Source organism: Thermosynechococcus sp. HY213 (assembly GCF_031460975.1).
In the GTDB taxonomy this organism is placed as follows: Bacteria; Cyanobacteriota; Cyanobacteriia; order Thermosynechococcales; family Thermosynechococcaceae; genus Thermosynechococcus.
Window position 1 is genome coordinate 259557 of the sequence record NZ_JAVKVB010000016.1, and the last position, 25959, is coordinate 285515.

At 54.4% G+C, this 25959-nt stretch carries 25 protein-coding genes; 15 read left to right on the forward strand and 10 right to left on the reverse strand.

What is annotated here, in order from left to right; genetic code table 11:
- Nucleotides 1-10 precede the first annotated feature (10 nt).
- Together psbQ and RHK62_RS10885 are read left to right on the forward strand one after the other, a co-directional pair.
- Nucleotides 11-469 carry a photosystem II protein PsbQ gene (psbQ, locus tag RHK62_RS10880; RefSeq protein WP_302678133.1) on the forward strand — a complete coding sequence of 153 codons (459 nt, stop codon included), beginning with the start codon at nt 11-13 and terminating at the stop codon, nt 467-469.
- A gap of 36 nt (nt 470-505) precedes the next feature.
- Complete coding sequence (locus RHK62_RS10885) at nt 506-3124, forward strand: DNA polymerase III subunit alpha (RefSeq protein WP_302678134.1); 2619 nt, start codon at nt 506-508, stop codon at nt 3122-3124.
- On the opposite strand, the gene tmk is transcribed toward RHK62_RS10885, so the two are convergent.
- Nucleotides 3050-3763, reverse strand: coding sequence for a dTMP kinase (tmk, locus tag RHK62_RS10890; protein WP_206199919.1), 714 nt, complete (start codon nt 3761-3763; stop codon nt 3050-3052). The two genes, RHK62_RS10885 and tmk, sit on opposite strands and share 75 nt — an antisense overlap.
- Before the next feature lie 192 nt (nt 3764-3955).
- Here tmk and RHK62_RS10895 point away from each other — a divergent pair, with 192 nt between their 5' ends.
- From RHK62_RS10895 to RHK62_RS10915, 5 genes are all read left to right on the forward strand, one after another.
- Nucleotides 3956-4309 carry a hypothetical protein gene (locus RHK62_RS10895; protein WP_149818813.1) on the forward strand — a complete coding sequence of 118 codons (354 nt, stop codon included), beginning with the start codon at nt 3956-3958 and terminating at the stop codon, nt 4307-4309.
- Nucleotides 4310-4332: 23 nt separating this feature from the next.
- Nucleotides 4333-5430 carry an FAD-dependent oxidoreductase gene (locus RHK62_RS10900; protein WP_310438165.1) on the forward strand — a complete coding sequence of 366 codons (1098 nt, stop codon included), beginning with the start codon at nt 4333-4335 and terminating at the stop codon, nt 5428-5430.
- Nucleotides 5431-5455: 25 nt separating this feature from the next.
- Nucleotides 5456-5566, forward strand: coding sequence for a photosystem II reaction center protein PsbM (gene psbM, locus RHK62_RS10905; RefSeq protein ID WP_149818817.1), 111 nt, complete (start codon nt 5456-5458; stop codon nt 5564-5566).
- A 69-nt stretch (nt 5567-5635) separates the two neighbouring features.
- Entirely contained in the window at nt 5636-6766 is a 1131-nt protein-coding gene (locus tag RHK62_RS10910) for an iron-containing alcohol dehydrogenase family protein (protein WP_206201677.1), read from the forward strand.
- Nucleotides 6767-7966, forward strand: a complete 1200-nt coding sequence (locus RHK62_RS10915) for an aspartate aminotransferase (protein WP_302676040.1) — start codon at nt 6767-6769, stop codon at nt 7964-7966. It begins immediately after the preceding gene.
- Nucleotides 7967-8008: 42 nt separating this feature from the next.
- Here RHK62_RS10915 and RHK62_RS10920 read toward each other — a convergent pair whose 3' ends face one another.
- Both RHK62_RS10920 and mscL read right to left on the reverse strand, forming a co-directional pair.
- Nucleotides 8009-9280, reverse strand: a complete 1272-nt coding sequence (locus RHK62_RS10920; RefSeq protein ID WP_310438164.1) for a sugar ABC transporter substrate-binding protein — start codon at nt 9278-9280, stop codon at nt 8009-8011.
- 12 nt (nt 9281-9292) lie between these two features.
- Entirely contained in the window at nt 9293-9709 is a 417-nt protein-coding gene (mscL, locus tag RHK62_RS10925) for a large conductance mechanosensitive channel protein MscL (protein ID WP_310438163.1), read from the reverse strand.
- A gap of 223 nt (nt 9710-9932) precedes the next feature.
- On the opposite strand from mscL, the gene RHK62_RS10930 reads away from it, so the two are divergent.
- The 4 genes from RHK62_RS10930 to RHK62_RS10945 all read left to right on the forward strand — a co-directional run bounded on the left by RHK62_RS10930 (nt 9933) and on the right by RHK62_RS10945 (nt 13231).
- The gene (locus RHK62_RS10930; RefSeq protein WP_149818829.1) at nt 9933-10925 is read left to right on the forward strand and encodes a 30S ribosomal protein S1; all 993 of its coding nucleotides are present in this window, start codon (nt 9933-9935) and stop codon (nt 10923-10925) included.
- A gap of 1 nt (nt 10926) precedes the next feature.
- A complete protein-coding gene (pdxA, locus tag RHK62_RS10935) occupies nt 10927-11952 on the forward strand; it encodes a 4-hydroxythreonine-4-phosphate dehydrogenase PdxA (protein ID WP_302678138.1) in 1026 nt (341 codons plus the stop codon).
- Between the two features lie 85 nt (nt 11953-12037).
- A complete protein-coding gene (locus RHK62_RS10940; RefSeq protein WP_206199926.1) occupies nt 12038-12361 on the forward strand; it encodes a DUF1825 family protein in 324 nt (107 codons plus the stop codon).
- Nucleotides 12362-12373: 12 nt separating this feature from the next.
- Nucleotides 12374-13231 (forward strand): aminotransferase class IV, encoded by an 858-nt coding sequence (locus RHK62_RS10945; RefSeq protein ID WP_302676036.1) that lies wholly within the window; start codon nt 12374-12376, stop codon nt 13229-13231.
- 11 nt (nt 13232-13242) lie between these two features.
- On the opposite strand, the gene RHK62_RS10950 is transcribed toward RHK62_RS10945, so the two are convergent.
- Together RHK62_RS10950 and RHK62_RS10955 are read right to left on the reverse strand one after the other, a co-directional pair.
- Nucleotides 13243-13869 carry a hypothetical protein gene (locus tag RHK62_RS10950; protein WP_206199928.1) on the reverse strand — a complete coding sequence of 209 codons (627 nt, stop codon included), beginning with the start codon at nt 13867-13869 and terminating at the stop codon, nt 13243-13245.
- A 34-nt stretch (nt 13870-13903) separates the two neighbouring features.
- Complete coding sequence (locus RHK62_RS10955) at nt 13904-14554, reverse strand: exopolysaccharide biosynthesis protein (RefSeq protein WP_310453712.1); 651 nt, start codon at nt 14552-14554, stop codon at nt 13904-13906.
- A gap of 112 nt (nt 14555-14666) precedes the next feature.
- Here RHK62_RS10955 and RHK62_RS10960 point away from each other — a divergent pair, with 112 nt between their 5' ends.
- Entirely contained in the window at nt 14667-15029 is a 363-nt protein-coding gene (locus tag RHK62_RS10960) for a DUF6464 family protein (RefSeq protein ID WP_302676033.1), read from the forward strand.
- A gap of 76 nt (nt 15030-15105) precedes the next feature.
- Here the strand turns inward: RHK62_RS10960 and RHK62_RS10965 are convergent, their stop codons facing one another.
- Entirely contained in the window at nt 15106-17634 is a 2529-nt protein-coding gene (locus tag RHK62_RS10965; RefSeq protein WP_310453713.1) for a glycogen/starch/alpha-glucan phosphorylase, read from the reverse strand.
- A 144-nt stretch (nt 17635-17778) separates the two neighbouring features.
- Nucleotides 17779-18525, reverse strand: a complete 747-nt coding sequence (locus tag RHK62_RS10970; protein WP_302678143.1) for a hypothetical protein — start codon at nt 18523-18525, stop codon at nt 17779-17781.
- Between the two features lie 130 nt (nt 18526-18655).
- Here RHK62_RS10970 and RHK62_RS10975 point away from each other — a divergent pair, with 130 nt between their 5' ends.
- Both RHK62_RS10975 and RHK62_RS10980 read left to right on the forward strand, forming a co-directional pair.
- Nucleotides 18656-19597: a MoxR family ATPase gene (locus RHK62_RS10975; RefSeq protein WP_302676030.1), complete on the forward strand. Its 942-nt coding sequence runs from the start codon at nt 18656-18658 to the stop codon at nt 19595-19597.
- Nucleotides 19594-21051: a DUF58 domain-containing protein gene (locus RHK62_RS10980; protein WP_302678144.1), complete on the forward strand. Its 1458-nt coding sequence runs from the start codon at nt 19594-19596 to the stop codon at nt 21049-21051. Before RHK62_RS10975 ends, RHK62_RS10980 begins: the two co-directional genes overlap by 4 nt.
- Here the strand turns inward: RHK62_RS10980 and RHK62_RS10985 are convergent.
- Nucleotides 21048-21263, reverse strand: a complete 216-nt coding sequence (locus tag RHK62_RS10985; RefSeq protein ID WP_206199934.1) for a hypothetical protein — start codon at nt 21261-21263, stop codon at nt 21048-21050. The genes RHK62_RS10980 and RHK62_RS10985 overlap by 4 nt on opposite strands.
- A 162-nt stretch (nt 21264-21425) precedes the next feature.
- Nucleotides 21426-21686: a hypothetical protein gene (locus tag RHK62_RS10990; RefSeq protein ID WP_206199935.1), complete on the reverse strand. Its 261-nt coding sequence runs from the start codon at nt 21684-21686 to the stop codon at nt 21426-21428.
- A gap of 436 nt (nt 21687-22122) precedes the next feature.
- Here RHK62_RS10990 and RHK62_RS10995 point away from each other — a divergent pair, with 436 nt between their 5' ends.
- Entirely contained in the window at nt 22123-24804 is a 2682-nt protein-coding gene (locus RHK62_RS10995; RefSeq protein WP_310453714.1) for a CHAT domain-containing tetratricopeptide repeat protein, read from the forward strand.
- Here the strand turns inward: RHK62_RS10995 and RHK62_RS11000 are convergent.
- Nucleotides 24801-25958: a DUF58 domain-containing protein gene (locus RHK62_RS11000; protein ID WP_310453715.1), complete on the reverse strand. Its 1158-nt coding sequence runs from the start codon at nt 25956-25958 to the stop codon at nt 24801-24803. The genes RHK62_RS10995 and RHK62_RS11000 overlap by 4 nt on opposite strands.
- Nucleotide 25959 lies beyond the last annotated feature (1 nt).

Sequence of the window (25959 nt, forward strand, 5' to 3'; positions counted from 1 at the left end):
CTGAGGTTCTATGCTGCGCCTAAATCGAAAATCCCTAATTTCAATCCTATTAAGCGTTGTTGCCATTATTTTAGTCGGCTGTGGCAGCCCCAGTGCCACGACCACCCCTCCGCCCACCTATAGTGAGTTGCAAATTACTCGCATTCAAGACTACCTGAGTGACATTGAGAAAAATGCTGAACGCTTTGCCGACCTAGAGGTCAGTGTGGCCAAAGGGGATTGGCAGGAAGCCCGCAACATTATGCGCGGCCCTCTCGGTGAAATGCTGATGGATATGCGTGCCCTCAACCGCAATCTCTTGGCCAAGGATCAACCCACCCCCACAGCTTTGACCCGTGCCCTGACGGATGACTTCCTGAAAATTGATCAGGGGGCGGATCTGAATAGTGTCACCGTGGCTCAAGAGGGCTTCCGTGATGCTGAAGCGGACTTCAAGGCCTATCTCAATAGCTTGCCTGAGTTGTCCTAGTCCCCTGCGTTTCTCCTAGGTTGATAGCCGTTGCCCATGTCCTTCGTCGGTCTGCATATTCACAGTGATTACAGTCTCCTCGATGGAGCTAGCCAGCTTCCCGACCTAGTGGCACGGGCAATGGAATTGGGGATGCCCGCGATCGCCCTCACGGATCACGGGGTGATGTATGGCGCCGTTGAACTGTTAAAGTTGTGTCGCGGCAAACCCCTGAAGCCAATCATTGGCAATGAGATGTACGTCATCAATGGCGACATCACCAAACAGGAGCGCAAACCCCGCTTTCACCAAGTGGTGCTGGCCAAAAATAAACAGGGCTACCACAACCTCTGCAAACTCACCACCATCTCCCACCTGCAGGGCTTCCAAGGCAAGGGCATTTTTGCTCGCCCCTGCATCAATAAAGAACTGTTGGCGCAATACCGCGACGGACTCATTGTCACCAGTGCTTGCCTCGGTGGTGAGATTCCCCAAGCCATTTTGCAGGGCAAGCCGGATTTGGCACGCAGTGTTGCTGCCTGGTATCAAGAGACCTTTGGTGAGGATTTTTACCTTGAGATCCAAGACCACGGCAGTCAAGAGGATCGGGTAGTCAACGTTGAACTGGTGCGCATTGGCCGCGAGTTGGGGATCAAAATTATTGCCACCAATGACTCCCACTTTATCTCCTGCAATGACGTTGAAGCCCACGACGCCCTGCTTTGTATCCAGACCAACAAGCTGCTCACCGATGACAAGCGGATGCGCTACAGCGGTACGGAGTACCTGAAATCTGCTGCTGAAATGGCTCGGCTGTTTCGGGATCACTTGCCCGCTGAGGTCATTGAAGAGGCTTTGGCGAATACCCTTGAAGTGGCCGAAAAGATTGAACCCTATGACATCTTTCGTGAACCCCAAAGTCCAGAGTTTCCAGTGCCTGCTGGCCATACAGCCGATACCTACCTAGAGCAAGTGGCGTGGCAAGGACTGTTGGAGCGATTTCACCTCAGCGATCGCCAGCAGTTGGATCCCACCTACCGGCAGCGCTTGGAATACGAACTCAAAATACTCCAGCAGATGGGGTTTTCGAACTATTTCCTTGTGGTTTGGGACTACATCAAATATGCCCGCGACCACAACATTCCCGTCGGGCCAGGGCGGGGATCGGCGGCGGGTTCCCTTGTGGCCTATGCCCTGCGCATTACCAACATTGATCCCGTACACCACGGCTTGCTCTTTGAGCGGTTTTTGAACCCTGAGCGCAAGTCCATGCCCGATATTGATACGGACTTCTGCATTGACCGCCGCGAGGAGGTGATCCAGTACGTCACCGAAAAATACGGCAGCGATCGCGTCGCCCAGATCATCACCTTCAACCGCATGACCTCAAAGGCGGTGCTCAAGGATGTGGCACGGGTGCTGGATATTCCCTATAGCCAAGCGGATCAAATGGCAAAGCTGATTCCGGTGGTGCGGGGCAAACCAGTTAAATTGGCGGTGATGATCTCCGATGACACCCCCTCGCCAGAATTCAAGGAAAAGTACGACAGTGATCCGCTGGTGCGCCGCTGGATTGATATGGCGATGCGCATTGAGGGCACCAACAAAACCTATGGCGTCCATGCAGCCGGCGTTGTCATTGCCTCAGAACCCTTGGATCAACTGGTGCCGCTGCAACGCAATAACGATGGGGCGGTGATTACCCAGTATTTCATGGAGGATCTGGAATCCCTTGGCCTTTTGAAGATGGACTTTTTGGGTCTCAAGAACCTGACAATGATCCAAAAGACGCGGGAACTGATCCAGAAAAACCACGGTCAAACCCTTGATTTGGATGCATTGCCCCTAGATGATGCCAAGACGTACCAAATTCTGGCGGAAGGTAAACTGGAGGGGATCTTCCAACTAGAATCTTCGGGGATGCGCCAAATTGTCCGAGATCTCAAGCCCTCAAATCTGGAAGACATTTCCTCGGTGCTGGCGCTCTATCGACCGGGACCGTTGGATGCAGGCCTGATTCCCAAATTCATTAACCGCAAGCATGGTCGGGAACCCATTCAATATCAACATGAGCTTTTGAAACCCATTTTGCAGGAAACCTACGGCGTTCTTTGTTATCAGGAGCAAATCATGCGGATGGCGCAGGACTTGGCAGGCTATTCTCTGGGTCAAGCGGATCTGCTCCGCCGCGCGATGGGCAAGAAGAAAAAAGAGGAAATGGAAAAACATGAAGCCCTCTTTATTGAGGGAGCGGCGAAAAATGGGGTGCCCAGCGCAGTCGCCCAAGAACTCTTTAAGCAGATGCTGGATTTTGCTGAATACTGTCTGAGTGGCGAGACGGCGGTGATGACGGTGGAATATGGGGCTGTCCCGATTCGCCGCTTGGTGCAGGAACAGTTGGCCTGTCAGGTGTACAGCCTTGATTCCCAAGGGCATCTTTATACCCAGCCCATTGCCCAATGGCACTTTCAGGGCTTCCGTCCCGTGTATGAGTATGAACTTGAGGATGGCTCAACGATTTGTGCGACACCTGATCACCGCTTTATGACCACCCGTGGCCAGATGCTGCCCATTGAGCAAATTTTTCAGGAAGGACGAGAGCTATTCCAATTCGCGATCGCCCCCAGTACGGCGCTGGCTCAAGGTCTCAAACCAGCGGTGCAGATGAGCCGCTAGACAATCTTGAATAGCTTCACTCACCTGATCAGTGGGTTGATCCGCCGCAATTCGCTGCCAGCGATCGCCCCCTGCCTCAGCCAAGGCCATAAATCCTTGACGAACTCGCTCATGAAAGGCCACCGCATGCTGCTCTAGGCGATCCGCTATGCCCCGCCGTTGGGTGCGGGCAAGGCCAACCTGAACCGGCAGATCCAGCCAGAGAACTAAATCCGGCATCAGTCCAGCGGTGGCAATCTGGTTGATGTGCTCGATGAGGCTCAAGTCCAGTCCCCGCCCATAGCCTTGGTAGGCAATGGTGGAAGCCGTGTAGCGATCGCACAGGACAATGCCCCCCCGTTGCAGTTGGGGGCGGATACTCGTCGCCACGTGCTGGGCGCGATCGGCGGCATAGAGAAGGAGTTCTGCCATGGGATCAATCTCTAAATCACTATGGAGCAGCAGTTGCCGCAGGCCTTGGCCAAGGGGCGTTCCCCCCGGTTCACGGGTCAGCAGCAGGGGCGGATCAATGTCAGCGGATCGTAATTTTGCCAGCCAGCCACTTTCCTCTAGCCATGTGGCGATCGCCCCCATTTGGGTCGTTTTGCCGGCACCCTCTCCCCCCTCTAGGACAATAAACAAACCAGTGTAGGGATGCATGAATTCAGCGATTTTGAAGAAAGGTTTGATATAATCGCGGCATCCTGCCATACAATGCAGGTCACCTTACAATGGGGGTAATGCTCAATTCCCTGTGATTTCCTAGGAACACCCGCAGTGACAGCGCCCCGTCTGTTCCGTGATTACACTAGAACCATTGTTCGCGAATTATTAGTTTACCACTTGGCGGTTATGGCTCGATATGCTCGTGTTGTTACTATTGCACTCCCTCGGGCACGGCTAAAGGAAGAGCTGGTGCAAACCCTAGAAGCCTGCGATTTGACGGTAACCCATGTGGGGGATGATTACGTCGTGGCACGGGAGAGCGCGCTCGATGCCATTTCAATGTCCCAACTGGTCACGGTTGAAGTCCTGATTGATAAAACCACGCCCCAAAAGGATGTCACCAAGTTTGATCTGGTGCTCAAGAATAAGGAACTGACCCTCAAGAAAAATAATCACTGCTTTGAATGGTTTGACCGTGTGAGTCGCGCCATTGCCGAAAATGAAAATTGGGAATTAGTTAATACAGTTGCCACACTGTGACGGTGCTGCCAGCAAATGCAACAGTGACCATTGTGGGCGCCGGGGTGGTTGGTTCGGCGATCGCCTACGAACTGAGTCGTGTGCTTGATCCAGCGGAAACGCCGATTCTTGTCCTTGAAGCACAACGGGAGGAAGATTGGCAAGCGACCGGTGCGGCTCTTGGTGTTCTCATTGTCCACCTCAGTCGGCGGCGACGTGGACGCAACTTTCAACTACGGCAGGCCAGTTTGGCACGTTATGAAACCCTCATTCCGGAGTTGGCGGCAGAAACGGGGGTTCAGATTCCCTACCAGCGCCGAGGCATTATCGAAATCTGTACCACTAAGGACGAGGCGATCGCCACCCAAGCATGGTTGCAGGAACAGGCTCCCCAAGGCGTGCAGTGGCTCTCGCCAAAAGAAGTCCAAGATCAATGTCCCCTTGTGGATATCCACCACATTCACGGTGCACTTTGGGCAACGGGCGATCGCCAAGTCACCCCTAAACCCTTGACTCAAGCCCTGCGCCAAGCGGCTCATCAACGGGGCGTCAAGTTCTTGTATCAAAGCCCTGTCCGGCAGCTCCAGCGATCGCCCCAAGGGGGATGGATTTTACAGCTCAATCAAGCAGCCATCGAGACCGAATACCTGATCTTAGCGGCAGGTCTAGGGACAACGCCCCTTACGCAAGCCCTCGATCGCTCTGTCACTGTGGAACCGGTTTTGGGACAAGCCCTAGAGTTTGCCTGTCATATTGATGGCAATACACCAGTGATGACGGCTGAAGGCATTCATTTTGTCCCCTTGCCTTGGGGGCGGGTGTGGGTGGGCGCCACCGTGGAGTTCAACACCCTCACCGCGAATCCGCAAACCCTTGATCAACTGCATGGACGGGCGATCGAACTTTGGCCAGTTCTGAAAACGGCTCCTGTGACCCAACAGTGGCAGGGACTGCGACCCCGCCCGAGCGATCGTCCGGCACCCATCATCGAAAAAATAGACGACCACACTTGGCTGACCACTGGCCATTACCGCAACGGTATTTTGCTGGCTCCCATCACCGCCCAAAAAATTGCCCAATCCCTGAGGCTGACCTTGGCCAAGGGCGATCGCCCCAAGGGGGACACAGCATTGATAAAATAAAAGCCAGCGTTGTGGGGTACATACCATGGAAGTGAATCCTTTTGGCTTGGTGGCAACAGCCATGTTTGTCTTGGTGCCAACAGTGTTCTTGATTATTTTGTACGTGCAAACGGAAAGTCAGAAGAAGAGCAGCTAAGATAGATCTCTACGGCTAGAGCGAAAACGACTCTATTTTTGCCGCAGATGCTCTAAATAGTCCTTATTTATACGGCCTGTGACTGCTGCTTCGTTTTCACCCCTTTGTATTGCACCTACCCACGTCTATCGCGGTTGGTCAATTCTCTCCCAAGCGGGGGAAGCCATTGTTCAATTGGGGCATCATCCCCTTTTAGTGGTTTCACCGCAGCGGTATCAGCAGCTTGAGCAGGAGTGTCAGGCGATCGCCCGCTCCCATGATCTCACCTTCAGCGTAGGGACATTCCATGGTGAGTGCAGTGAATCCACCCTTGCCCAGCTCCGCCAAGAGGCGCAAGGCAGCGATCTCATCATTGGCATTGGCGGTGGCAAAGCCCTAGATACCGCTAAACTTTTGGGGCATCAATTACACTTGCCCGTAGTGACGATCCCCACGTCCGCAGCCACCTGTGCCGCTTGGACAGCCCTCTCCAACATCTATACGGAGGCCGGTGCCTTTGCCTATGATGTGGCACTCCACCGTTGCCCGGATCTGCTGCTCTTGGACTATGCCCTGATTCAAACGGCGCCGAAGCGAACCCTGCTTGCCGGCATTGGCGATGCCCTTGCCAAGTGGTATGAGGCCTCGGTGAGTAGTGGTCACCGTCAAGAAACCCTGATTGTGGCGGCGGTACAGCAAGCCCGAGTATTGCGCGATATTCTCTTGCAGCAATCCGCTGAGGCCCTGGCCAATGTGGGCAGTACCGCTTGGGAAAATGTCGTCGATGCCAGTGTCCTCATGGCAGGGATGATTGGGGGCTTGGGGGGTGCCCAATGCCGCACGGTGGCAGCCCATGCGGTGCACAACGGTCTGACCCAACTGCCCCAAAGTAGGGGCACCCTCCATGGAGAAAAAGTGGCCTACGGTATTCTGGTGCAACTACGCTTGGAAGAGCTAGTTCAAGGCAGTCAACTAGCTGCTAGCGCTCGCCATCAGCTGTGCCAGTTCTATGAACAGGTGGGTTTGCCCCTGACTCTAGAGGACTTGGGTTTCCAAGAGGCCAGCTTAGCCCAGCTCCAGCATGTTGCTACGGTTGCTTGTGCCCCCCACTCCGATATTCACCATTTGCCGTTTCCGGTGACGCCTGATCTGGTGCTAGAAGCAATGGTGTCCACCGTGGTCGGCTACAGTGCCACAGTCTTGGATGGGAGTGCCCGTTAGATGGGGTTAGAGTGGATTCAGCCGGCCGATCGCTTGGGGGCATTGCCGCCCTACGTCTTTGCGCGTCTCGATGAACTGAAGCTGAAAGCTCGCCAGCAGGGACTGGACTTAATTGACTTGGGGATGGGCAATCCCGATGGCTCCGCCCCGCGTCCGGTGATTGAAGCAGCGATCGCCGCCTTTGAGGAACCCAGCTACCACGGTTATCCCCCCTTTGAAGGCACAGCGGTTTTCCGTCAAGCCATTACCCGTTGGTATCAGCGCCGCTACAATGTCTCCCTTGATCCTGATGGGGAAGCCCTCCCCCTGTTGGGATCAAAAGAGGGACTGACGCACCTTGCCCTTGCCTATGTCAATCCGGGGGATGTCGTCCTCGTGCCCAGCCCGGCCTATCCTGCCCATTTTCGTGGACCTGCGATCGCCGGTGCCAACATCTATCCCCTCATTCTCAAACGGGAAAAGGGCTGGCTCATTGATCTCAGTGAGATTCCCAGTGACATTGCCCGCCAAGCCAAGGTTTTGTACTTCAACTATCCCAGCAATCCTACGGCGGCGATCGCCCCCCGCTCTTTCTTTGAAGAAATCGTTGCCTTTGCCCGCGAATATCAAATCCTTCTAGTGCATGACCTTTGCTACGCTGAACTGGCCTTTGATGGCTATCAACCCACCAGCTTACTGGAAATTCCCGGTGCCAAGGAAATCGGCGTTGAGTTCCATACCCTCTCAAAAACCTACAATATGGCCGGTTGGCGGGTGGGGTTTGTGGTGGGCAACCGCCACATTATTCAGGGCTTGCGTACGCTGAAAACGAACTTAGATTATGGGGTTTTTTCCGTCTTACAGAAAGCGGCAGAGGTGGCCTTGAGCCTGCCCGATAGCTACATTGCCTCTGTGTGCGATCGCTATCGCCAACGGCGGGATTTTCTGATTCAAGGCTTGAATGAACTGGGCTGGCAACTCACCCCAACCCAAGCAACCATGTACCTGTGGGTGCCCGTACCCGTGGGCATGAGTTCGACAGATTTTGCCCTCAAGCTGCTTCAGGAGACAGGCGTTGTTGTGACCCCCGGCAATGCTTTTGGCGAAGGGGGTGAAGGATACGTGCGCATTAGCCTCATTGCCGATCGCGATCGCTTGGGTGAAGCCCTCAAACGCATGGCTCAAGCCAATATTCGCTTCGATAGCTTAAGTCAATGTTAAAAGCCCGGAAGGCTGATGAAATTTCACACCCACTCGCAAAGGTCATCCTAGGCGGCTATTCCAAGCGGTCTCGGCCTCCTTGAGAGCCTGATCAATTGTCTTTTGTCCGAGGAGGACAGCTTGCAAGTTTTCGTAGAGGAGTCGTTGTAGCTCCTTAATATCCCGCAGGGGGGGAATGAGAACCTCTGCTTGGCTCATTTGAGCAGCGCTGACGGATCGGGCAATGTCCACAGGGGTGGCATTTTCACCAATGGTACGGAAGTAGGAATCCGCTAAGGCTGCTTGTGTAGAAGGCAGAACATTCGCTTCCTTGGCAAAGGCGAGTTGGTTTTCATTGTTGGTGACAAAGAGGGCAAATTCTACGGCTAGGTCAGGATGGCGACTCTGGCGGGGCACCAGTAAATTCATCACAGCAACATTTTTCTTGCCAGTGTCTCCGGTCAACTGGGGGGCAGGGGCTGAAACGGCTGCAATAGTGGGGGCATTGGTGGCGATCGCGTTCAAAAATTCCGGACTGGTCATCACTAGCGCCGTTTGTCCCGCTTGATAGAGTTCGATACCTTGGCGGTGGCCTTCAGTCAGCACCTGTGGCGGCAAGAGTCCCTGACGATAGAGATCCAGCCAATACTGGAAAACGGCTTTGCCCACTGGGGAATTAAAGGCAGCACGACCTTGATCATCAACAAGCTTTACCCCCATCTGTACCATGGCCTGCATCAGTTCGGCAGAGTCCTCGGGCACCATCGTGATAAAGAAGGCGTATTTGCCCGTTTTCTCCTTCACGACTTTAGCAACACTGGCAAGTTCAGCAAAGGTTTGCGGGGGGCGATCGACCCCAGCGGCGGCAAGAATCGCTTTGTTATAAATCGTTACCCGCGAGGTGAGGTACCAAGGCACGGCAAAACTCTTGCCCTCTAACGTCGTTGCCTGCCAAATATTCGGTAAATAACGCTCGCGCACGGCTGGCGGCACATAGTCATTGAGATTGAGCCACGCATTGCGTCCTGCCAACAACGCCGCAAAGTCGGGGTTCAGGTTCACCACATCGGGCGCAGTGCCCGCTAACACCGCCATGAGAATTTTGGTTTGCATTGCCGTCCAAGGAATATCCACCCAGCGCACATGGACATCGGGATGTTGGGCTTCAAATGCCGCAATCAGGCGATGGAAGTAGTCAGTAAATTTCGGTTGCAGTTGCATGGTCCAGAATTCAATCTGGGTGCCTTGGGTAGGCGGCGTTGTTCCACAACTGGTGAGGATGGCCAGCCATAGCCCCACCAACAGCCCAGAGATCCAGCGTTGCCACGATCGCATTGCTGAGGACTCCTACAGGGGGGGGAGTTCAGAGGTACAGGCACGGCAGCGACTCGCCTTGAGGGGCACAGACTCCAAGCAGTAGGGGCACTCCCGTTGTTCGGGGGCAGGCGGTTTCTTGGGCAGCAAGGGCAAAATCAGTTTCAGGAGAATAAATAAGCTGAGGGCAATCACCCCAAAGTCGAGTAAACTACCCAAAAATTTGCCAATTCGAATGCCTGAGCCGACGGTCAGTTCGCGCCAGTCGCCCCCGGGAATCAGAGGATTGACCAAGGGCATGATGAGGTCTTCAACAACGGAAGTAACAATGCGGCCAAAGGCACCCCCCACCACGACAGCGATCGCTAGATCAATCACATTCCCCTTTAAGGCAAATTCGCGGAACTCCTGCCAAAATTGCTTGACCTGTCGGCGGTTTAGTCGCGCCATGCCCACTCCTCAGTAGTACACAAAAATTAACATCTATCTTCATCAATGACCAAAATTTTATCGATGCTGCTAGCCAACGGGCAAACTCTAGGCTAACATTGTAGATCCAGTCAGAAAGTGTTCGAGCGATCGCTGGTATGATTGCGTATGGCACCCACTTCTGCCCGCTTGATAACTCACTATACACCCCCATTTTCGTTAAAGGAGCTAGGAAAACACTCGCATGGTCAATCAGGAAAAAACGTTAGACGTGGGCTTTACGCATGCTGATTTTGCAGCCTTACTGGACCGGTACGATTACCACTTCAACCCCGGCGACATTGTTGCTGGCACCGTCTTTAGCATCGAACCGAAGGGTGCCCTGATTGACATCGGTGCGAAAACCGCTGCCTACATCCCTATCCAAGAAATGTCTATCAACCGGATTGACAGTCCGGAAGAAGTCCTGCAACCGAACGAAACCCGTGAGTTCTTTATCTTGGCGGATGAAAATGAGGAAGGGCAGCTTACCCTCTCGATTCGTCGTATTGAGTATATGCGGGCTTGGGAGCGCGTTCGCCAACTGCAAGCGGAAGATGCCACCGTTCGTTCTCAAGTCTTTGCAACCAACCGTGGGGGTGCCCTTGTGCGCATTGAAGGGCTGCGCGGCTTTATCCCCGGTTCCCACATCAGCACCCGTGTCAACAAAGAAGAATTGGTGGGTGAAGAGCTACCCCTGAAGTTTTTAGAAGTGGATGAAGAGCGCAACCGCCTCGTCCTCAGCCACCGCCGTGCCCTTGTCGAACGCAAGATGAACAAACTGGAAGTGGGCGAAGTGGTGGTTGGAACCGTGCGTGGGATTAAGCCCTACGGTGCCTTCATTGACATTGGTGGGGTTAGCGGTCTGCTGCACATTTCCGAGATTTCCCACGATCACATTGATACGCCCCACAGTGTTTTCAATGTCAATGACCAAGTCAAGGTGATGATTATTGACCTTGATGCTGAGCGGGGTCGGATTTCCCTGTCCACCAAGCAACTGGAGCCAGAACCCGGTGACATGGTGAAAAATCCGCAGTTGGTCTATGAAAAGGCTGAAGAGATGGCAGAGCGCTATCGTCAGCAACTCCTGCAACAACAGCAGCAGGCCACCGCAGAGACCACTGAGGAAGTCATTGAAGACATTCCCGAAGCCACTGAAGACGATACGGCTGAGCCGATTCTTCAAGAAGCCTAGGATGTCCCTTGCCCTCACCCTTGGGGATCCAGCGGGCATTGGCCCAGAAATTCTCCTGAAAGCCCTAGCTCACCTGCCCTCAGAAATGTTAGGGCAGTTTTTTATTGCTGGTACAGGCCAAGTATTAGAGGAAACGTACGCTCGCCTCTGCCAGCAGGGACAGGTGGCCATTGATCCTGCCCAGCTTCGGATTTGGGAGCATCCCCTCGATGCGGTGATTGTGCCGGGGCAACCGAGTGTGGTGAGTGGGGCGGCGAGCTTTGCCTACTTAGAAACAGCCATTCAGCGGACGATCGCTGGCGAGGTGGCAGGCATTGTGACGGCACCGATTTCTAAGGCCAGTTGGCAGGCAGCCGGCTATGCTTTTCCGGGTCAAACAGAAGTGCTGGCTCACTTTACTGGAACCGCCCACGTGGGCATGGTGTTCTTGGGGCGATCGCCTGTAACCAACTGGGTGCTGACCACTTTACTCGCGACGACCCACATCCCCTTGCAAGAGGTGCCCAAAGCACTGACCCCCGAACGCCTCAATGAAAAACTCGCGCTCCTTGTGCAGTTTCTGAGGGAGCGGCGGCATCTGGAGCGGCCTCGCATTGCCATTGCTGGCTTGAATCCCCACAGTGGTGAGCAGGGACACTTAGGCCAAGAGGAAGTGACTTGGCTGATTCCATGGCTCGCAGCAGCCCAGCAGCAGTATCCCCAAGTTGAACTGATTGGTCCTGTGCCCCCCGATACCCTCTGGATTGGAGCGGCCGATGCGTGGTGGGGACGCCCTGCCCCGGCAACTGCCTACGATGCCTACCTCGCGCTTTACCATGATCAGGGGTTGATTCCCGTGAAGATGCTCGCTTTTCGGGAAGCGGTGAATACGACGATTGGCTTGCCCTTTATTCGCACGTCCCCGGATCACGGTACGGCTTTTGATATTGCGGGTACAGGGATGGCAGACCCCCAGAGTTTTCTGGCGGCGATCGCTTGGGCGCAAACCCTGAGTCAAGGATCGGTTTTCCCTCTTACCCCCGCCTAAAGTGCCTTTGATAGAATGCAACTAGATAACAAACCAAACGGTCAATCGTTGGCATTTGGGTTGTTGCTGTATCGGGCAGAGTCATATGGGATTCTTTGATTCAGAAATTGTTCAACAGGAAGCACAACGCCTGTTTCAGGACTACCAGCAGTTGATGCAGCTTGGCTCCGAGTACGGCAAGTTTGACCGCGAAGGGAAGAAGATTTATATCGCAAAAATGGAAGAACTCATGGAGCGCTACCGTATTTTTATGAAGCGCTTTGAGTTGTCCGATGACTTCATGGCGCAGATGACCATCAAACAATTGGAGACCCAACTCAGCCAGTTTGGTATGTCTGCCCAAACCATGTTTGATCAAATGCATCAAACCCTTGAGCGCATGAAAGCCGAAGTGGAACGCCAACCCTAGGGGAGAGGGCGAGTGTTGCTCTGCAATTTGGATGGGGTGATTACGCCAGAGGCCTCGATTTCTGTTTTTGATCGCGGGTTTCTCTACGGTGATAGTGTTTATGAAGTGATTCGTACCTACCGCGGGATTCCCTTTGCCCTACCAGAGCACCTCGCACGGTTGCGCGCCTCAGCCGCCTATCTCTACATGAGCGTGCCGTGGTCTGATGAGCACATTACCCAAGAAGTGCAACGCACCTTAGCGGCTGCCCCAGCGGGAGAATATTACATTCGGATTGTCGTGACCCGTGGCGCCGACCAGCGGATTGGGTTACTGCCAGAACCAACGACCCAACCAAGGTTATTGATTGTGTTGATGGCGATCGCCCCCGAACCAACATTGAGCGAACAGGGAATTTGCCTGACCATAGGCAAGCGGCAACGCACGAGCACCGCTGCCCTTGATCCTGCCGCCAAAACGGGCAATTACCTCAACAATATCTTGGCGCTATTGGAAGCGCAGCAAGCTGGGTTTGACGACGCCCTGTTGCTCAATGCCCAAGGGCAGATGACCGAGGCCACGACCAGTAACCTCTGGATTGTCCGTGAGGGTGTGGTCGAGACACCCCCCACTGCTGTTGGGATGCTCCACGGAATTACGCGAGCGACGCTGTTGCAGATCGTTGCAAACTTGGGCATGCCCCATCGGGAAGTGATTCTCACCCCACAGGATCTGGCGAGAGCCAGTGAGGGCTTTCTGAGTTCATCGGTGCGCCTGCTAATGCCGATTCGCCAAGTGGATGAGGTGATCTTTCCCGCCTGTCCAGGCCCTGTGACCCAAAAGCTATGGCAGGAATTATTAACAGTGATGGAAAAGGCGACTCTGGCCTAGATACAGTCCTTTTAGCGAAGTTCTTGAGTTGGGAACATGACGGGAATATTGGGATTCACCCATACTTGACAGTCGAGTTCGGTACTGGGTGGGAAAAAAGGAATCGGGTTGCCTGCGGCATCGGTGACTTCTGGCAGATATTCAAGGGGTAGGGCATCAAATTGACAGGTGTAGGCACCATAAATGACCTGCCGGCGATCGCCCAAAGGGCGCGCTGCGCGATCGCGCAGGATCAACTGATAACCAAAGCTGCGACTGGCATTCCCCAACTGATTGATCAGGGCAAAACGCCGTAAATAGGGCAGGCGTCCCCAAGCAGACGGCGACACAAAGGCTTCAACTCTACCCCCCGGCGCTGTGATGGACGGAAAAGCCTGCCAGCGCTGAATCACCCCATCCCCAAACTGCTGAACTGCCCACCAGAGACTCGGTACGGTCAAGCCCACTGCCGAGGGTTGCTCGCTAACCACAACTTGCTTTTCATTGACCGGCAGCGCGATCGCCTCGGCAACCGCTGGCGGTAAGTCTTCTGCCGAGGTATTGGCGGCTGTTTTGAGGGGCTGCAACCCTAATAGCGCGATCGCCCCCACGGCACTCAACCATCGGCCACAGGACTTGGGAGGAGATAGGGTTCTCATTTGCTTTGAGTCGTGAAGGAGATTACCTCCTATATTACGGATGCAGCCAAGCCTTCAATACATCGAGGAGGCTATTTCCCCCCCAAGCAAGGGCAATGAGAATGGATGTGGTGACTGCTAAACCAATCAAGGAGATGACCACCCCTGCCAGACTAATCAAACCATCGTCATCCAACAATCCAAAGCCAATCGTAAAAATGCCCATCGCTGGAATGGTGTTGGTGCCGGGAACGGGCAAAATCATCGAGATTGCCATCAGTGACACGGCAACTCCCAAGCCCAAACGTCCGCCTCGGGTCGTGCAAATGGGGCGCAAGCGGGGACGGGAGATCAATTCAACCCGCTGCAGCCAAGGCAAAGCTGTGCGCACAATCTTTTGAATCTGGGATCGCGGCATCGTGCGCTTGAGCAGCCGCGGGGGCAACCAAGGGGTTGAGGCACCCACGAGCAATTGCCAGCCCAACAGTAACAGCACAATGCCAAAGGGGGTGGAGTAACCGGGGGCTGGAATAGGCAGCGCCGAGGGCAATGAAAGTACAGCCAGCAAAAAGCCGAAGGTTCGCTCTCCCGCCAACTGCAGAATATCCCCCAAGGACACCAGTTGCTGCGTTAACACCTCGCCATCGCTGAGGCTGGGCACAGGACTCAAAAAGGCACGTTCGAGGTCAGTGGACAGTTTTGCCATAAAAAATTACGGGAGGTGGAAATGTTGCCACTGCTAGGATACGATAGATTGATCGTTAGTTATGCCCAACACAGTTGACAGGCGATCCTAAGGCCGCGATCAACCTGAAGCCATGGCAACCCCATCCGACTTACCGACAGAGTTGCACCTGATTAACCCGCGGCGATCGCTGGGTCATGTTTATCTCGACTGGACACCCCAACCTGGTTGCCATGTGGATCATGAAGGGGAAACCTATACCGTGTTAGAACGCCGTCATCGCTACCGGTTTCGTGGTGGACGTTATCAACTGGAAAAAATTGCCCTCTATGTGCAGCATAGTGACACCACGAGCGATCGCCATCTCGTCAATGGACAGTGGGTGATTGGAGATCCCTCCTGCCGCTGGAATGCGCTTTCACCCTTGTTGCGGTGTGCTGTGAACCCTCAAGGCTCCTGCCAAGACTGTCGAGATTACCAGCCTCGAGAACCTTAACGTTTTGCTGCGAAACCCCCCCTCGCGCAGAGGGGGAGCATCAGGGTGATTTCAGATTGAGCCAGAGACGGCCAGTCTACTGCACAGCGGGCGTCATATAGGACGTTTCCGGTAGAACAATTTTCACCGGTTCAACGTGCCAGATGTCTTGGCAGTACTCGCGAATGGCGCGATCGCTAGAAAATTTGCCCATCCGTGCCACATTCAGAATCGACATTTTTGCCCATTGGGCTTGATCTTGATACACCTGAAGCACCTGTTGATGGCAGTCCATGTAGCTTTGGTAGTCTGCCAAGAGGCAATAGCGATCGTTTTGCCAGAGGTGTTCCACAATTGGGCGAAAGAGTTCCGTATCCCCATGGGAAAAGTAACCAGAGCCGATGAGGTCAAGGACTCGCTTCAGCATCGGGTTATTATTGGCAAACTCCCACGGACGGTAGCCGTTACGCCACAATTCCTGCAATTGCTCCACCCTATTGCCAAAGAGGAAGAAGTTTTCTGCTCCTACTTCTTCACGAATCTCCACATTGGCACCATCGAGGGTTCCAATCGTCAGCGCCCCATTGAGGGCAAATTTCATATTCCCTGTCCCTGAGGCCTCGTAGCCTGCCGTTGAGATCTGCTGTGAGAGATCCGCTGCGGGATAGACGCGCTGTCCCAGAGTCACATTGTAGTCGGGTAAAAAGACCACCTTCAGGCGATCGCGCACCGCTGGATCACGGTTAATCACGTCGGCTACCGAGTTGATGAGCTTGATGATTAGCTTGGCCATGTAGTAGCCCGGCGCCGCCTTACCGCCAAAAATAAACGTTTGGGGTACCATCTCCAGTTGTGGGTTGTCTTTTAACATCTGGTAGAGCGTGATTATTTTAAGGACACACAGGTGCTGCCGCTTGTATTCGTGGATGCGCTTCACCAAAATGGAGAAGAGGGAATGGGGATCCACCTTCACGCCCACGCGATCGCGAATGTATTCCGCAAGGCGTTCCTTATTTCCATGCTTCACCGATCGCCACTGAGCCGCAAAGTCGCGATCCTCTGCCAAGGGTTCCAATCGCCGCAGTTGATCCAAGTGTTTCACCCAATCTTCGCCAATGCGTTCGGTAATCAGGCGAGTTAATCCGGGATTACTAAGCACCATCCAGCGCCGAGGGGTGACGCCATTGGTTTTATTGGAAAATTTCTGCGGCGTCAGTTCGTAGAAATCCTTGAGCACCGTTTGTTTCAAGAGTTCTGAGTGCAGCGCCGCCACTCCGTTGATGGCATGACTCCCCACCGCTGCCAAGTGTGCCATGCGCACATAACGACAGCCACTTTCATCAATAATCGACAGCCGCCGCAGGCGATCGTTATCCCCCGGATATTGCAGGCGCACCTGATCGAGGAAGCGTTGGTTAATTTCGTAGATGATTTGCAAGTGGCGGGGTAGTAGTGAGCCAAAGAGATCTAGCGGCCATTTTTCCAGTGCCTCGGGCAAGAGGGTGTGGTTGGTGTAGGCAAATGTCTTGCAAGTAATGTCCCACGCCTGATCCCAAGGCATGAGATGCTCATCCACCAACAGGCGCATCAGTTCTGCCACCGAAATCGCCGGGTGGGTATCATTCAACTGCACGGTGAACTTTTCGTGGAAGCGGCTGAGATTCTTATTCCCCGATTGCTTGTAGAGGCGGATCATGTCCTGAAGGGCACAGGAGCAGAAGAAATATTGCTGCATCAGCCGCAGTTCTTTGCCCTGCAATTGCTCATCGTTGGGATAGAGCACCTTGGTGATGTTTTCCGAGGCAATTTTTTGATTGACGGCACCGTAGTAATCGCCCGTGTTAAAGGCTTGAAAGTCAAAGGACTCCACCGCCTCTGCCCGCCACAGACGCAGAAGATTGGCGGTATTCACCTTGTAGCCCAAGATTGGGGTGTCATAGGCTACCCCCTGCACCACTTGATGGGGGTGCCAAACCACTCGGTAGCGACCCTGATCATCGGTGTAGCTATAGGTATGGCCGCCAAACTTTACCTGCAAAATCAACTCTGGCCGCGGAATTTCCCACGGGTTGCCGTAGCGTAACCACTTATCCGTAATTTCCACTTGCCAGCCATCGCGAATCTCTTGGTCAAAGATGCCGTACTCATAGCGAATGCCGTAGCCAATGGCGGGGATTTCCAATGTGGCGAGGGAATCCATATAGCAGGCGGCCAAGCGACCCAAGCCACCATTGCCCAAGCCCGGCTCTTCCTCCTGATCAAGGAGTTCCTTGAGGTTTAAACCCGTTTGCCGCATGGCTTCCTCAACGGCTTCATAGAGCCCAAGGTTAATTAGGTTATTGCCAAGGTGTGGCCCCAGTAAAAATTCCGCTGAAAGATAGCAAACAGTGCGGCTTTCTTGATCTCGATAGGTTTTGGCAGAATTCAGCCAGCGCAACAGCAGGCGATCGCGCACGGTGTAGGCCAAGGCCAAGTAGTAATCATTTTTCGTCGCCACTTCGGGGAACCGCCCTTGGATAAAGAAGAGATTATCCATAAAGGCGCGGCGCAGCGTTTCAATACTCGTACCGGTGCGATCGTCTTCCGTCAGCACCGTGGGACAACCGGGCGGAATGAGACTGGTCATTGTGGGAATCCTCGCAAAGAATTAACGCGATTAGTAGTCAGCCCTTCCCTTCTGTTCTACCGCGATCGCCAAGGATTCCCCGCTAAGTACAGAATCTCTTTACCAGAAAAGGGCGGAATATCCCAAAGGAACCTTAGCAGGTGCTCATTGACTCTGGAGAAAGAGTTGGCAGGTGAGTTCTTCCTCTGCGTCTGTCTGTGAAGTGACGGCTGGAATAACAGTGGGTGGGGTACTGCCAAGGGTATCCTCTGGGGGTTGGTTTTGTGGATACCGTTGATAGAGCGTGCTTAGGAGTTTGATCAGGCGATCGCCGGCACTGGCATAGAGAGGGTCATCGGGCAAGCGCGCCAAAGCAGCGGCCATCTGCGTCTGCAAGATCTCTAAATCCCCATAGCGGCGAGTCAGCCGTTGCAGTAAATCAATGAGGGTAAACCGCTCTAGGCCTTGAGCATGCACCGGTTTGGTGGTCAACAGGGCAGCCACAAGAAGCTTCATCTGCAGGGGGGTACAGTAGCGAGTGACTTCCAAGCGCAAATCGTAGAGATCGGCGGTGCTGAAGGTTGGCGCCTCGATGGTCAGTGTGGCCGTTGGGGATTGGGTGTAGAGGGGCACCAAAATTTGCAGGAGTGCCGCTGAGAGAACCTGATAAGCCTGTGCTTTGTTGAGACTATTGACAATGGCCGTTAGGCGCTGTCCCAAAAGGGTGGGGGTTTTCAGCCGCTCAAGAATTTGGATCACGGCCTGTTGTACCTCGCTCACGGTCCACGGCGGTGTTTGGGTCGGCCACTGATTCTGCTGCAGGGCATACAGTAGCTTAAAAAGACGGCTGTGCTGCGGATGCTGGACGATTTGTTGGGCAGCGGTGGCAATTGGAGAAGTCGTTGTCGTCACAGGTTTGCCAAAAGTCCCTCGATCTGTATTTTAGCCAATTTTCCTAGACGATAATTTATTGATTGTCATCAAGGGGAGATTGTCAAGACCTCTGCTAGCATTGGGAGAGTTTAGCAGTGACAGAACGGGTGTGAAAGAGCTTTTTCATCGCCTTCAGCAGCGTCTCAATGAGATTGTTGTCGGTCAAGGGGCGATCGCCCAAGGGTTGGTTGTGGCACTCCTCGCCGAAGGCCATGTCATCCTTGAGGGGGTGCCGGGAACCGCCAAAACCCTCCTTGTGAAGCTCCTCGCTCGCCTGATTGCAGCGGAATTTCGCCGGATCCAACTCACCCCCGATGTCCTCCCCGCCGATATTCTCGGTACGAGTATCTTTGACTTTAACAGTCGCACATTTCGCCTGCGCAAGGGGCCAATTTTTACCCAAGTGCTGCTGGCGGATGAAATTAACCGCACACCGCCTAAGACCCAAGCGGCTCTCCTCGAAGCCATGGAAGAACGGCAGGTAACCCTTGACGGCACCACTCTCCCCCTCTCGGGTTTATTTTGGACAGTGGCCACCCAAAACCCTTTGGAATTTGAAGGGACATATCCGCTGCCAGAAGCCCAACTGGATCGCTTTCTCTTTAAGCTAGTCGTCCCCTACCCAGAGCCAACTTCAGAACGGCAAATGCTTGAAAATGCCCTTGGGGGCTTTGAGGCGCGGGATCTCGATCAACTCAATTTGGAGCCGTTGATTACCGTTGAGCAAGTCTTGGCAGCACGGCAGCAAGTGCGGCAAGTCCATGTGGCGCCTGCGGTGTTGGAGTATCTGTTGGCCTTGGTGCAGGCCAGTCGTCAACATCCCGAACTGCTGTTGGGGGCTTCCCCACGAGCGGCGGTGGGCTGGTTACGTGCCACCCAAGCCCAAGCATGGTTAGAGGATCGCAGCTATGTCACCCCTGAGGATGTGAAGGCGATCGCCACCCCGCTACTGCAACACCGCTTAATCCTCAAGCCCGAAGCCCAGTTAGACGGCACCACGCTGCCCCAAGTGATCCAAGGTATTCTCGCGAAAGTTGCTGTCCCCCGATGAAAGCACCTGCCAGTTATCAGTTTGGTCGCCATCGCCCCCGCTGGGTGCCCACGGTTGGCTTCTATGGCCTGTTGCTGCTGGGGCTTCTCTTTCCAGTGCTGACCAGCTTTCTGCCAGCAGAGCTATGGCCGATCGCCGAGGCGGTTCCCCAAGGGAAGTTGCGGGAATGGTTGCACCACTGGCCTCTGGGGCTGGGATGGCTCCTGATGGGACTGTACGATCTGGTCATTTTCGGCCTGTCCCTGTGGGACTATATCCGCATCGGTCGCTGGCAACTGACCCTCGATCGCGCCTGTGAGTCACGGCTCTCCATTGGTCGGCAAAACCCGATTCGCCTCAGGCTGCACACCCGTGGTCAGGTTTCCTTGAATGAGCAGATTTGGGTTGAACTCTACGACTATGTGCCTGCTGAGTTTACGGGTGAAATCCCCTACTTTGCCTTTGCGGCCTCAGCCCAGAGTACGTTGGAATTGCTCTACCATGTGTTTCCACCGCGACGGGGTGCCTTTCAATGGTCAGGCTGCGATGTGCGGCTGCGCAGTTCTTGGGGCTTGGCGTGGCGACGCTGGTTTGCACCCGTTGTGACTAAAGTGGAAGTCTATCCCGATTTGATGGGCTTGCGATCGCTCTCGATTCGCCTGAGCCTAGAATCCAGTGGCAGCTTGCGGCGACGACGCTATGCCTTGGGGGGCACCGAGTTTGCCGAATTGCGGGAGTACCACTTGGGGGATGATCTGCGCCTCATGGACTGGAAAGCGAGTGCCCGCCGCGGACGGCCTCTTGTGCGCGCCATGGAGCCCGAACGGGATCAACCCCTGATTATTCTCTTGGATCGAGGCCGCTTGATGACCGCTACTGTCGCTGGTTTGAAACGCTTTGACTGGGGCTTAAACGCGGCATTGGCACTGGCGCTGACGGGCTTGCGACGGGGGGATAAGGTGGGCTTGGGGATTTTTGATCAGCAACTGCACACGTGGATTGCGCCTCAAAGTGGCGATTCCCATCTGGGACAGATTCTGAGTCAGGTGTATCGCTGTGAACCCATTCTCGAAGAATCTGACTATGTGGGCACCGTCAGCGCGATCTTGGGACACTATACCCGCCGTGCCCTTGTGGTGGTTCTCACAGAGGTCATTGATGAAGTGGCTTCCCAAGAACTCCTCGCAGCCATGGCGCGCCTTACGCCGCGTTTTCTACCCTTCTGCGTTGCCTTGCGCGATCGCTACATTGAAACCCTTGCCCACCGCCCGTTGATGCCACAGCCCTTAGCTGCCGTGGATCAAGTGACCAGCCTCTATGAACAGGCCGTCGCTCTCGATCTGCTGCATCAGCGACAACGTGCCTTTGCCCACTTGGAGCAACAGGGGGTTCTTGTCCTTGACGCGCCTGCGGATCAAATGAGTGAGCAACTGGTGGATCGCTATTTGCTGCTGAAAGCCCGTGGCCGACTCTAGGGTTGGCTAGCCTCGATCACACTGGTATTCCTTGGCTCCTGCAATGGCCTTAGGGGCGGGCGATCGCCCGTTGGTGTCCCTAGGGGAAGGGGTGTCGAGGTCTGCGTCAGCCCACAAGTTGCCCGCAAACGCGCTTGCAGGAGTTGACTCACCACCTGACGTCGAATAAATTCTTGCTCAATTGCTGGGGGGACTGAACGTTGCAGTTCCATAGGTTGCCTCGAATTCACCGTTGTACGGCGACACAGGCTTCCGTGCGCTTCCCACACCCACATTCAACCGGTCATAGGCTTCACCTTGATCTTAACGGCGATCGCCCACGATTGTAAAAATGACTACCAAAATGCAGTGGGATTTGTGGGGATTTCCTAACACTATTGCAACGGGGATACATTCGGGGATTGAGGTGATTCCCATTTCTGCTGGCAAAACTCGTGGATCACCTTACCGCCATGAATGATCACATAGAGCGTCACTCCACTGAGGACAAAAGGCATGATCTTCTCGAGCCAAGGAAGATGGCAACCGAGGCGGGTCAGGACAAGGGCAAAGGCATCATCTAAAAGGCTAATCAACAAAGGTAGCAATTGTCTTAGAAGGGTAAGAATCTCTGGTAAATAACCATCACTATCCATAAAAATACTCTCGGCTGAGTTGACGCAGAAAATCACCTAAAGAAACATTGATCAGTTAGGATGATTGGTGAGTGGAAATACTTCATAGGCACTTCGTTCTCATCAATACAAATAAAGAATTGAAAAATGAATTAAACGTCTTTACAAATTGATGACCTTTAGATAAGCCTACCCTAACTGCGATTGTTGTTTCTGCGAATGTTCCCAAGAATAGCCGAAAACCCTGCCCGTCAGGCATTAAGGCTGCTATTGCTATTGCTAAGTTCGGTTGCAAATGAGAGATTATCGTGAATTGTTAACAACCGTAACACTTCTATTATAGGCAACGCCTAGGGGTTAGGGGATAACTGTAATTTGTCGTTACATTGGGAACGCATTCTGAAAGTTGGCTGTCTAGGATAGAGATGACAGCAGCGGCAGGTGCTTTATGAGACAGATGTCGGGTCATCGGTGTGGTTTTGCGCTTCTGTTGGCGATCGCCACAACCACAGGATTTTACCAGCGGGGACTCGCACAAAATGAAGCCCAACAGTTGCGCGATATTATGCAGCGGTTGGATGCCCTACAACAGCGCTATAGTGCCGCCGTCAGTGAACTAGACGTGATTCGCAAAACCTCTTTTGGCGGCGATAGTAATCATGTCATTGCCCTCACAAATCAGATTGAGCAGTTGCAAAAACAGGGAAATTATGGCGCAGCAGTGGCACCCTCGCGGGAATTGGTGGCGATCGCTGAGCGGGTTTTAGGTGCCCATCACCCCACTGTGGCTGCAACTTTGAATAACCTTGCTGTCACCTACAAGGAACTGGGCAACTTTAGTGAGGCGATTCCCCTCTATCAGCGCAGCTTAGCCATCCGTGAACAAGCCCTTGGCGCCAATCATTCCGATGTTGCCACCAGCCTCAATAACCTCGCCAACCTCTACACCGATCAAGGCAACTACGGTGAGGCCCTGCCCCTCTATCAACGCGCCCTTGCCATCCGTGAACAAGCCCTTGGCAAGACCCATCCCGATGTGGGCTTGAGTGTGCACAACTTGGCAGTGATGTACCATTTGCAGGGCAGCCTAACCACAGCCTTGCCCCTCTACCAGCGCAGTCTGGGTCTCCTCGAACCCGCCTTAGGGGCAGAACATCCCTTGGTGGCAACGGTGTTGAATAACCTTGCCGAACTCTATCGTGCTCAGAGCAATTATGGCGCGGCACTACCCCTTTACCAACGCAGTTTGGCTATCCGCGAAAAAGTGCTGGGGACAGATCACCCCGATGTGGCCACTAGCCTCAACAACTTGGCTGAACTCTATCGAGTCCAAGGCAATTACGGGGCGGCGCTTCCCCTCTATCAACGCAGTATTGCCCTGCGGCAGCGTACCCTTGGTGGCGAACATCCCTACTTGGCGCTGAGTCTTGCCAATTTAGCCAAAGCCTACTGGGCACAGGGGACAATCAATGAGGCCTTAACCGCTCTCAACCGTGCCCTTGAGATTGAAGAGGTCAACCTTAGCCGCAACCTCGTGGTTGGCTCCGAGGAATACAAGCGCAACTATCTGGCCACGTTTCAAGACTCCACCAACACCGCGATTTCCTTCCATTTGCAGGGGAATCCCCAGAATCCAGCAGTGGCCAACCTAGCCTTGACCACCATGTTGCGCCGTAAAGGTCGGTTGTTGGATGTTTTAGCGGCAACGGCCAGTCGCCTGCGCAATCAATTGGATGCCTCGGGGCAGCAGCAACTGGATGAATTAATTCGTGTGCGAACACAGATTGCTAGCCTCACCTTTGTGCGCGATCGCCCACCGCCGGCCAGCCAAATTAGCCAACTCGAACAGCGTGCTAACCAACTGGAAGCGCAACTGGTGAGTCAAAATGCCAACTTCCGTTTAGACGTTACCCCCGTCACCCTCAGTGCGGTGCAGCAAGCGATTCCCGCCAATGCTGTGCTATTGGAGTTTATCCAGTATGTGCCCTACAACCCGAAAGCCAACCGCTGGGAAGCCCCCCGCTACGCCCTCTATGCCCTGAAAAATAGGGGTGCTCCCCAATGGCGAGACTTGGGTACCGTCGCTGATCTCGATACGGTCATTAAGGCAGCACGCCAGCGGATGGCGGATCCAAGATTGCCCGCTACGGTAACGAAGCCCTCTTTGAAGGCGGCCTATGAGCGCCTCTTGGCTCCTCTGGAACCCTTCCTAGCGGGCAGTACCCATCTGCTGGTGGCTCCCGACGGTCAGCTCAATACTCTCTCCTTTGAGGCCTTGGTGGATCGGCAGGATCGCTATCTGGTGCAGTCCTATACGATCACACTGCTCACCTCAGGACGCGACTTGCTGCGGCTGCAACAGCGGGGCAAACCGGCAAATCCCCCCTTGGTAGTGGGTAATCCCACGTTTAGTCAAGGGAGTGGTCGTGCTGTGGCCGGTAGTCAGCGGGGAGTGAACCCGCGATCGCTGGATTTGCGCAGCCTGACATTTACGGAGTTACCCGGAACCGCCACGGAGGTGAAAACCGTAAGCACGCTCTTGCCCCAAGCGCAGATCCTCACGGGTAGCAGTGCCACCGAAACTACCATCAAACAAACGCAGCGGCCACGGGTACTTCACCTCGCCACCCATGGATTTTTCCTAGAGAGTCCGCCCGTCTCTCCCCAAGTGCTGCAAAACACTCGTGGTCTCAATGCCAATACTCCCTTTAGGGGGGAAAATCCACTGTTGCGCTCCGGCTTGGCCTTGGCGGGTTTCAATCAACGGCAGAGTGGGGTGGATGATGGCGTGTTAACGGCTTTTGAAGTCACCGGCATTAACCTTGATGGTACCGAGTTAGTGGTGATGTCCGCCTGTGATACGGGGCGTGGCGATATTCTCAATGGCGATGGTGTCTATGGCTTGCGGCGAGCCTTTACCTTGGCGGGGGCACGTACCCAAGTGAGTTCCCTCTGGAAGGTGGATGACACCACGACCCAACAACTGATGGTTGCCTTTTATCAAAATCTAGCGGCTGGCAAGGGACGCAGTGAAGCCCTACGGCAAGCGCAGTTGCAGTTAATGACTGACTCCAGTAAGCAAATTCCCTATTTTTGGGCGGCCTTTGTTAGCAGTGGTGAGTGGCGCCCGCTGCCCTAAGACAGGGGGTAGCTGATAGGGGTTTGTAATTGGCTGCCGAGGGGGCGATCGCGATCAATCCACAGAATTGCCCCTTGCCGCCGTGAGGGTGGCTCTCCCCAGAGCACAGTGATACTGCCGGGGGGCAAAGGTTCAGGGCTAGGCCATTGACTGGTGAGCCAGACAAGGGAATCGATGGGATACTCAGCATCGGTGTCGCCGGGGGCGATCGCTGCTAGGGCCCGCAGTACCGTTGGCTGACCGTGGAGCATCCCCGTGGCGGGACTCCAAAACTGGACAGGAATTTGCTGTTGCAAACTGTAAAGGTAGAGGCTAGCCGCCGCAATCACCGCCTGCTCAAAGTCTTCGCCGCTCCAGTGGGGACGGGTATCAAGGGCAATGATCACCGCATTGCCACCGCTAAAGGTGTCAAACTCGCGCACTCGCAGTTCGCCATAGCGGGCACTGGTGCGCCAATGCACTAGACGCAAAGGGTCTCCCCAGCGGTAGGGACGTAAGGCACGGGTGATGCCCTCTTGGGCAACGTGAAGATGATGCTGGCGATCGCGCCACTCTTGGGAAATCTCTTGCCCCAGTTGATCGAGTAAAGGACACTGTTGCAGTTGCAAAACCTGCGGATAAACCACCACCTGCTGCGGCACGGGAAATGTGCGCTGACACCAAAAGAGGCCCAAGGGGGCAGCGGTGCGCAGCCGAAGCTGTTGCCACTCATAAATCCCCCGTCGCGGTGGGATGAGATCGTACTGCCAAGTGATTGTTTCCTGTGGTGGCAGCCGCTCGATCGCCTGTTGGGGACATTCGCGCTGGGTGGCTGACCAGAGGCCACGGGGAACGGGGTCAATCACTTGCAAATTGTGGCGAGGCGTTTGGGTGGCATTGGTCAGAAAGACGGTCAGGCGTAGGCGATCGCCCGCATGAACTGGATCCACCTTGGCTCGCTCCAGCACCAATCCCCGCAAATAGCGCGGCGGTAGAATCGCCGCCACCAAGAGCAGACCAAAAATGATCCCCGTAATCACGTACAGCCAACCCGCCATCGAATTAATGGCTGCCGCAAAAAGAAAGAGATTCATGCCCAATAGCAGCAGTCCCGCATAGGCGGGGGTCACCCAGCGTTCCTCTAAAAACTGACTGAGGCGACGCAGCTTAGTCATC